The organism is Coprococcus sp. RTP21204st1_G4_RTP21204_210225 (assembly GCF_040915385.1).
GTDB classification, from domain to species: domain Bacteria; phylum Bacillota; class Clostridia; order Lachnospirales; family Lachnospiraceae; genus Allocoprococcus; species Allocoprococcus comes.
Window position 1 is genome coordinate 1 of the sequence record NZ_JBCPDP010000039.1, and the last position, 6,442, is coordinate 6,442.

A 6,442-nucleotide genomic window follows, 5' to 3' on the forward strand; every position below is an offset into this window, starting at 1 on the left:
ACATTAATCTCACCTTCCTCTTCGGGAATTACAATGAGATTGTCACCTTCTTCGGCATATTCATGACCGAACTTAACCAGCAGCTTATCTGTCGAGCTGACAAGCTGTTCCATATCGTCCAAACAACGGTCACATGGCACCCACACCATTCCGTCTGTCTGGAAGTTCAATTCGAAAGCACGAGATGTTTTCTTTACAACTAACACCACATTGACTTTACCCTTCTGCACTTCCGGTCCATCAATATTGGCAAAGAAAAGGTTGTCTAGCACAAACTCATATTTGCATGAATCTGCTTGCATACCTTTCAGGTCTATTTTGTATTTATCAAACTTTCCCAAAGCTTCTTTTGTTTATTCGGGCGACAAAGATACGAATAATTATCCTCATTATGTAGTATTTAGAGTAAAATATTCATTTTTTTATGTTCATTTCACCCTGATATCACTACAAATCAGCAGAAAACTCATGGCCTAAAACACAAGAACAATCCATGCCGGCATCCAAGTATATGTAAAGATATAAAACGAACAAAGCCTCCGTATCCTTATCAGACACGGAGGCTTCTTCTGAAAACGGCGACTACCTACTCTCCCACTGTTACGCAGTACCATCGGCGTGACCGGGCTTAACTTCTCTGTTCGGAATGGGAAGAGGTGGAACCCCGGTGCTGTAGTCACCTGAATAAGGCAGACATGATGAGAAAAAAGTAAAGTGTCCATATATTGCTGAACGTATATACCTCCATACACGGAAGGCAAAAAGTGGACGGGCAATTAGTAATGCTCGGCTATGACATCGCTGCCTGTACACCTGCATCCTATCAACGTTGTAGTCTACAACGACCCTGAGAAATCTAATCTTGTGGCTGGCTTCGTACTTAGATGCTTTCAGCACTTATCCAATCCCGACTTAGATACCCGGCAATGCACCTGGCGGCACAACCGGTAAACCAGAGGTCAGTCCAACACGGTCCTCTCGTACTAGTGTCAGAGCCACGCAAATTTCATGCGCCCACGATAGATAGAGACCGAACTGTCTCACGACGTTCTGAACCCAGCTCGCGTGCCACTTTAATGGGCGAACAGCCCAACCCTTGGGACCTTCTCCAGCCCCAGGATGTGACGAGCCGACATCGAGGTGCCAAACCCCTCCGTCGATATGAGCTCTTGGGAGGGATCAGCCTGTTATCCCCGGAGTACCTTTTATCCTTTGAGCGATGTCCTTTCCATACAGAAACACCGGATCACTATGCTCTAGTTTCCTACCTGATCGACTTGTAAGTCTCCCAGTCAAGCGCCCTTATGCCATTACACTCTGCCGACGGTTACCAATCGTCGTGAGGGCACCTTTAGAAGCCTCCGTTACACTTTTGGAGGCGACCACCCCAGTCAAACTACCCACCAAACAGTGTCCCCGCAACAACGGGTTAGAACTCAAATAATCAAAGGGCCGTATTTCAACAGCGGCTCCACGGACACTGGCGTGCCCGCTTCGAAGCCTCCGGCCTATCCTACACATCAATTACCCAAATTCAATGTTAAGCTATAGTAAAGGTTCACGGGGTCTTTTCGTCCCATCGCGGGTAATCGGCATCTTCACCGATACTACAATTTCACTGAGCTCACGGTTGAGACAGCGTCCAGATCATTACACCATTCGTGCAGGTCGGAACTTACCCGACAAGGAATTTCGCTACCTTAGGACCGTTATAGTTACGGCCGCCGTTTACTGGGGCTTCAATTCAATGCTTCTCTTGCGATGACATCTCCTCTTAACCTTCCAGCACCGGGCAGGTGTCAGGCTGTATACTTCATCTTTCAATTTTGCACAGCCCTGTGTTTTTGTTAAACAGTTGCCTGGACCTATTCTCTGCGCCTCGCCGTTAAGCGAGGACCCTTTATCCCGAAGTTACAGGGTCAGTTTGCCTAGTTCCTTAACCGTGAATCACTCAAGCGCCTTAGTATATTCAACCCGACTACGTGTGTCCGTTTGCGGTACGGGTACCTGGAGGATTAAGTTTAGCGGATTTTCTTGGAAGTATGATTACACGCACTATTGGATTGTTCTAAGAACGCTCCATACTGTCAGGTTCGACTCTTGCTCCGGATTTGCCTGGAACAATCAGCATCTACACCCTTCAACGGACTATTCCGTCAGTCCGCGGCGCTGTCACGACTCCGTCTCCACGTCACTCCCACAGGTAGTACCGGAATATTAACCGGTTCTGCCATCGGCCTCGCCGTTCGGCTGAGCCTTAGGACCCGACTTACCCTGATCCGATTAGCGTTGATCAGGAAACCTTAGTCTTTCGGCGAGGGGGTTTCCCACCCCCTTTATCGTTACTTATACCTACATTTGCTTTTCCACACGCTCCAGCAAAGCTCGCGCTTCACCTTCGACGCCGAGTGGAATGCTCCCCTACCGATGATTTCTCATCCCAAAGCTTCGGTAGAATACTTATGCCCGATTATTATCCACGCCAAACTCCTCGACTAGTGAGCTGTTACGCACTCTTTAAATGAATGGCTGCTTCCAAGCCAACATCCTAGCTGTCTTAGCAATCTGACTTCGTTAGTTCAACTTAGTATTCATTTCGGGACCTTAGCTGTTGGTCCGGATTGTTCTCCTTTAGGACATGGACCTTAGCACCCATGCCCTCACTCCTGACATAGAACTGACACGCATTCGGAGTTTGTCAAGACTTGATAGGCGGTGAAGCCCTCGCATCTTATCAGTCGCTCTACCTCATGCCAGTATAAGTCAAGGCTGCACCTAAATGCATTTCGGGGAGTACGAGCTATCTCCAAGTTTGATTAGCCTTTCACCCCCACCCTCAGGTCATCCAGAAGCTTTTCAACGCTTATTGGTTCGGTCCTCCAGATGGTGTTACCCATCCTTCAACCTGCCCAAGGGTAGATCACTTGGTTTCGCGTCTACTCCTTCCGACTATACGCCCTGTTCAGACTCGCTTTCGCTTCGGCTGCAGATCTGAAATCCTTAACCTCGCCGGAAAAAGTAACTCGTAGGTTCATTATGCAAAAGGCACGCCGTCACACCAGAAGGTGCTCCGACCGCTTGTAGGCACATGGTTTCAGGAACTATTTCACTCTTCTGTTCGAAGTGCTTTTCACCTTTCCTTCACAGTACTGGTTCACTATCGGTCTCTCGGGAGTATTTAGCCTTACCGGATGGTCCCGGCAGATTCACGCAGAATTCCTCGTGCTCCGCGCTACTCAGGATACCACTAGGCTTCGCTTGGCTTCGCATACGCAGCTGTCATGCTCTATGGCTGTACTTTCCAGAACATTCTGCTCACCAACTTTCTTGCCACGGCGTGGTCCTACAACCCCACCCATGCCGTAACATGGATGGTTTGGGCTATTCCCCGTTCGCTCGCCACTACTGGGGGAATCATTGTTTATTTTCTTTTCCTGCAGGTACTAAGATGTTTCAGTTCCCTGCGTTAGCCTTCCACATTGTGGAATGGTACCTCTTCAAAGTACCGGGTTGTCCCATTCGGAAATCCGCGGATCAAAGGTCATTTGCACCTACCCGCAGCTTATCGCAGCTTATCACGTCCTTCATCGCCTCCGAGAGCCAAGGCATCCGCCATGTGCCCTTACTTACTTTTTGTCTTACCGATCACGTATGGTCGATATATACTTTCAGCTTTTAACTTTACTTTTTTTTGGTCACATCATGTCAAAGAACGGTGTTTCAATTATAAAACAATAATCAAAACGGAGTGGAGAATAACGGATTCGAACCGTTGACCCCCTGCGTGCAAAGCAGGTGCTCTAGCCAGCTGAGCTAATCCCCCTTCTTATAAGTGGAAAACGGAAAGTGGAAAGTGGAAAATCCGGAGAGTTCCCGATTTTCATTTCTCAATTTTCAGTTTTCAACTTTGAAGTAGTCCCAGGCAGAGTTGAACTGCCGACCTCTACATTATCAGTGTAGCGCTCTAACCAACTGAGCTATAGGACTGTCAGTCAAACCCTCGCCTTACGGCTCGGCTTCTACTTTTCTCGTATATTTTAATAAACAAGTACGCGCAGTACAAGAGGTTCTTATGGAAGCATAACTTCAAGAACCAACGATCGAGTCGAGACGTCACTCCAGAAAGGAGGTGTTCCAGCCGCACCTTCCGGTACGGCTACCTTGTTACGACTTAGCCCCAATCACCAGTTTTACCCTAGGGCGCTCCTTGCGGTTACGCACTTCAGGTACCCCCGGCTTTCATGGCTTGACGGGCGGTGTGTACAAGGCCCGGGAACGTATTCACCGCGCCGTGGCTGATGCGCGATTACTAGCGAATCCAGCTTCATGGAGTCGGGTTGCAGACTCCAATCCGAACTGAGAGAGGCTTTAGGGATTAGCATCACGTCGCCGTGTAGCTGCCTTCTGTACCCCCCATTGTAACACGTGTGTAGCCCCGGACGTAAGGGCCGTGCTGATTTGACGTCATCCCCACCTTCCTCACATCTTACGACGGCAGTCTCGACAGAGTCCCCAGCATAACCTGATGGTAACTATCGATAAGGGTTGCGCTCGTTATGGCACTTAAGCCGACACCTCACGGCACGAGCTGACGACAACCATGCAGCACCTTCACAACTGCCTTGCGGCTGACATGTCTCCACATCATTCAGTTGCAATTCAAGCCCGGGTAAGGTTCCTCGCGTATCATCGAATTAAACCACATGTTCCTCCGCTTGTGCGGGCCCCCGTCAATTCCTTTGAGTTTCACCGTTGCCGGCGTACTCCCCAGGTGGAATACTTAACGCTTTCGCTTGGCCGCTTACTGTATATCGCAAACAGCGAGTATTCATCGTTTACTGTGTGGACTACCAGGGTATCTAATCCTGTTTGATACCCACACTTTCGAGCATCAGCGTCAGTTACAGTCCAGCAAGCTGCCTTCGCAATCGGAGTTCTTCGTGATATCTAAGCATTTCACCGCTACACCACGAATTCCGCCTGCCTCTACTGTACTCAAGACACCCAGTATCAACTGCAATTTTACGGTTGAGCCGCAAACTTTCACAACTGACTTAAGCGTCCGCCTACGCTCCCTTTAAACCCAATAAATCCGGATAACGCTCGGATCCTCCGTATTACCGCGGCTGCTGGCACGGAGTTAGCCGATCCTTATTCATACGGTACATACAAAAAGGCACACGTGCCTCACTTTATTCCCGTATAAAAGAAGTTTACAACCCATAGGGCAGTCATCCTTCACGCTACTTGGCTGGTTCAGACTCTCGTCCATTGACCAATATTCCTCACTGCTGCCTCCCGTAGGAGTTTGGACCGTGTCTCAGTTCCAATGTGGGGGACCTTCCTCTCAGAACCCCTATCCATCGAAGGCTTGGTGGGCCGTTACCCCGCCAACAACCTAATGGAACGCATCCCCATCGATGACCGAAATTCTTTAATAGTTCCACCATGCGGAAGAACTATGCCATCGGGTATTAATCTTTCTTTCGAAAGGCTATCCCCGAGTCATCGGCAGGTTGGATACGTGTTACTCACCCGTGCGCCGGTCGCCATCAAACTTAGCAAGCTAAGTTCATGCTGCCCCTCGACTTGCATGTGTTAAGCCTGTAGCTAGCGTTCATCCTGAGCCAGGATCAAACTCTTCATTGTAAAAGTATCTTGACTGCGCAAATTAAAAATTAAAGTGCGGCAGCTTAATTATCTGTCCAGGACGCTCGAATTCAAAAAGTCTATCTTTACCTATCTATATAGAATAAGTATTGACGGTTCTTTTGTTTTACCCAGGTACGACGCGCCTTAATCATTAGTTTCCAATTATTAATTTGCGAAGCACCTGCTCTTGTACTACTTGTATTGTTTATGTAAATCTGTTCAAAGATCGCTCGTTTCACGATTGCTGTTCTTTTCAGAAAGCGGATGCAAAGGTAAGAACTTTAAAGCATATCTTCCAAATATTTTCGGAAGTTTTTTTTCATTTTTCTTTTTTCTCTTTCCTCGTCGTCTCTCTTGTCGAAAGGGAGGCAAAAAGAAAAAGGAAGAAGGACCAGGCACCGTTTCTTTAAAAAGAATGTCAACTCGCGCTGCTTTCGTTTTCAAAAGCGGGTGCAAAGGTAAGGACTTTAAAGCATAACTTCCAAATGTTTCGGAAGTTTTTTTTCATTTTTCTTTTCCAAGGCCGAAGTTCCGAAAGAAACCTATGGCAAAGAAGAGAAAAATGGAAGCTTACCGCTCCGTTTTACTGTCAGAATGTCAAAACATCGCCGCCTTCGTTCCCGAAAGCGGATGCAAAAGTAGGGCTTTTACGGACATCTGCAAAATATATACAAGCTTTTTTTGAGGGTTTACGTGAACTTTTTCATAACTAGCTGATTGATAGATATGTTTTAAAGCATGTTTTTTAAAGGGAAAGAAAGGCAGGAAGGAAGGGGACACATTATATATA

The 6,442-nt window shown here is 47.6% G+C and carries 2 protein-coding genes, 2 tRNA genes and 3 rRNA genes; all 7 read right to left on the minus strand.

Annotation, left to right across the window (positions count from 1 at the left end):
* The coding region (locus AB5213_RS16725) for a DUF177 domain-containing protein (protein WP_368276995.1) at positions 1–341 on the minus strand (341 nt) is incomplete at its 3' end.
* A 232-nt stretch (positions 342–573) separates the two neighbouring features.
* A 5S ribosomal RNA gene (gene rrf / locus AB5213_RS16730) occupies positions 574–684 on the minus strand.
* 72 nt (positions 685–756) lie between these two features.
* A 23S ribosomal RNA gene (locus tag AB5213_RS16735) occupies positions 757–3,636 on the minus strand.
* A 113-nt stretch (positions 3,637–3,749) separates the two neighbouring features.
* Positions 3,750–3,823 (minus strand) — tRNA-Ala (locus AB5213_RS16740).
* Positions 3,824–3,913: 90 nt separating this feature from the next.
* Positions 3,914–3,987, minus strand: a tRNA-Ile gene (locus AB5213_RS16745).
* 135 nt (positions 3,988–4,122) lie between these two features.
* Positions 4,123–5,649, minus strand: a 16S ribosomal RNA gene (locus AB5213_RS16750).
* The 16S, 23S and 5S rRNA genes sit together here with 2 tRNA genes alongside, the layout of an rRNA operon.
* A 600-nt stretch (positions 5,650–6,249) precedes the next feature.
* The coding region (locus AB5213_RS16755; RefSeq protein WP_368276996.1) for a hypothetical protein at positions 6,250–6,442 on the minus strand (193 nt) is incomplete at its 5' end.